A 2,682-nucleotide genomic window follows, 5' to 3' on the forward strand; every position below is an offset into this window, starting at 1 on the left:
TCGCCTGCCACGTCAACTGGTAGTTCGCGCTATCCACCGGCTCGACGTGCGCGCGCTCCAGCATCCGCACCAGGCCCCAGCGGCCGCCGAACTCGTAGCTCTTGCTGGTGCCGGCGCGCTCGGTCTGCCATTGCAGCCGGGTGCCCGGGTCCTGCAGGTTCTTGCCCGGCCAGCTCATCGCCTGCCACGTCTCGCGCTGGTTGTAGTAGTGCAGCGTCTGCCCATCGAGCGTCAGCAGCGTGTCGGTCAGGCCCGGGGTGGGGATCGGCTTGAACTCGAAGCGGTACTGCGGCTCGCCCTGCGCCAGCAGGTGCGCCGCCATGCGCTGCAAGGTATTGATCGCGTTGAGGAAGGCCGGATCGAAGGACTGCGCCTGCCCACCAGTGGCTGCCGGCAGCCACTGATCGCCCTGCAGCTCGAGCACGCCCGCCAGCTGCGTGCCGAGGAAGGMCCCGATCAAGCCGCTYTGCGGGCGCAGGAAGCGCGCCAGCTCGGCCAGCGAGGCATCGTTGGCGGTGTCCGCAAACGGATAGCGTCCGGCGAACGAGCGGCTCCACGTCATCGCGATGCTYTGCCGCCACGCGTCGTTCAGGCTTGCCTGCGCCGGTTGCAGCACCGTCTGCGTGGCCTGCGCGATGGGCCGCACAAACAGCGTCTCGCCCATGCCCGCCCACYGGCTGCCRAGGCTCGCCGCCATCAACTGGGCATAGGYCTGGGTATCGGCCAGTTCCGAGCCCTTGCCCTGGAACAGCGCCTGCGCCATCTGGCGGGCCTGCGCATCGGCATCGGCGCTGTTGCCGACCTGCTGCAGGCGCAAGCGCAGTGCCGTCGCGCGGTCGAGGAACCGTTGCAGGCTCAAGTCACCGCTGGTGCCAGCGTTGGCACTACCAAGCTGGCCCTGCGCCACCAGCCGCAACACCGGGCCAAAGGCCGCGCCCAGCGGCCCCGCCGTGTCCGGCTTCGCCACCTCGGGCCCCGCCGCCTTCTTGCCCAGCAGGTCCTGCGTCTTGGCCACCAGCGTATCGGACAGCGAATCCTTGCGRGCACCAGCGCCACCCTGGTACTCGAGCGACTTCATCAGCGCGATCACCGGCGACTGGCGCGCATCGGCCATCAGCTTGAGCTGCCCGATCGCGGCCGGCAGGGTCAGCGCGGCCTCCCATTGCAGGCTGTTCATGAAGCCCTGCCAATGCTCCGCGTAATCGGCGAAGTACTGCTCGGTCAGCGCCGCCTGTAGTGCTTCGGCCGAACGGCCTGCCGTCACTTGCGTCTGCTGCTGCGGCTTGCCATCGGTCAGCACCCAGTCATTGGCGATCTCCGTGCGCTTGGCGGCCTGCTCGATCGCGGGGGCGACATAGCCCTCATAGGCCTGGCGGGTGAAGACCCCCGGCACGATGCCGGTGGCGCGCACCAGCCCCCGGGGATCGGTGCCGGCGGTCAGCGCCGCCAGGGTCTGGTCCGGATACTTGCTGCCAGCGTGCTCGCCAAAGGCCTGGATCACGCCCCGATAGACGGTGTCCTCGGCATTGCGCTCSCCGATCACGGCCAGCAGCGTCTGGCGGGCCCCGGCGACCAGTTCGGGCCGCRGCTCGATGCGCCACGCGGGGTTGGCCTTCAGGTGCTSCGCATAGAAGGTGAGCAAGCGCTCGGCAAGGTCCTGCCGCTCGCCCGGGGTCATCCGGGCATCGGTCGACCAGTGCTGCACCAGTTGCGGTGCCAGGAAAGCCGGCTCGGCGCGTTCGGGGTTGGCCAGCATCAGATAGGTCTTGAGCGCCTGGTGGCCGCTCAGTGCCACCCGGTTGGTTGCCGCATCCAGCACCGTGGTGCGCAGTTGCACGAGATCCACCAGCGACGCCTCCAGATCCCGCTGCACAGGCGTGACGAGCAACTCGCGGCTGGCCTGCGCGTAGGGCTTCCACAGCGCGGCAAGGATCGCCGGATCGCGATTCAGGCCAAAGCGGGTCGCAAGCGGCGCGTGATGCTGGGTACGGTACTCGTAGCGCTCGATCTGCTGCTGCAAGGCGAGGAGCGCGCGCAGGCGGGCCGCCGGGTTGGGGGCCGTCTGAAAGTCGTTCACGGATTGCCGGGCGGCGTGGATGTCCCGCCCGTTCAGCACGCCGGACACCAGCATGCCCGCGCTCCACARGCCGATGGCCGTCAGGCCCACGATGGCAGACACCGTGACCGGGTGCCAGCCAACGCGCYGTCCCGGMTGGCGGCGGGCSGCYTCGCCCAGGTAATGCCAGAGTGGCAGGTCGATGCTGCTCTGCACGCTAGCATCGCCGGCGACAGGCCGGGGATACGGCGCAAAGACGATACCCTCCACGGGGATGCGCCGGCGCTGCCGCCCCCCCAATCCGGCRATCCAGTCGGCGAGCGCTTTGCCGCGGGTGTCGAGCCGCTGGGAAAGCTCTCCCATATAGCGGTCGCGGTTGCCCGCCATCAGCTGCGCGACCACGCGCTGCGCCAGCTGGTCGCGCAGCGTGCGCAGCGCGCCATCGATGGCGTCCGCATCCGCCTGGCGCGGCAGTTCGCAACTGATGACCGGCATGACACCGTGGCCCATCGTTCTCGCCTCCGCCACATCGAGCAGGTAGACCGGGGCGGACCAGCGCAGCAATTCGGCGATGCGCGCCAGGCGCATTCCATCGGGATGGGCGCCACGGCGCTGCGCCTGCAGAT

Annotated in this window: 1 protein-coding gene; it reads right to left on the reverse strand. The window is 69.5% G+C overall.

Translation table 11 applies throughout. The annotated features are described in order from the left end of the window. A partial coding sequence (locus AC1DQR_RS40055) for an ImcF-related family protein (RefSeq protein ID WP_477135114.1) occupies window positions 1–2,682 on the reverse strand: 2,682 nt, incomplete at both ends.

It is taken from the genome of Cupriavidus sp. 05L411 (genome assembly GCF_056398045.1).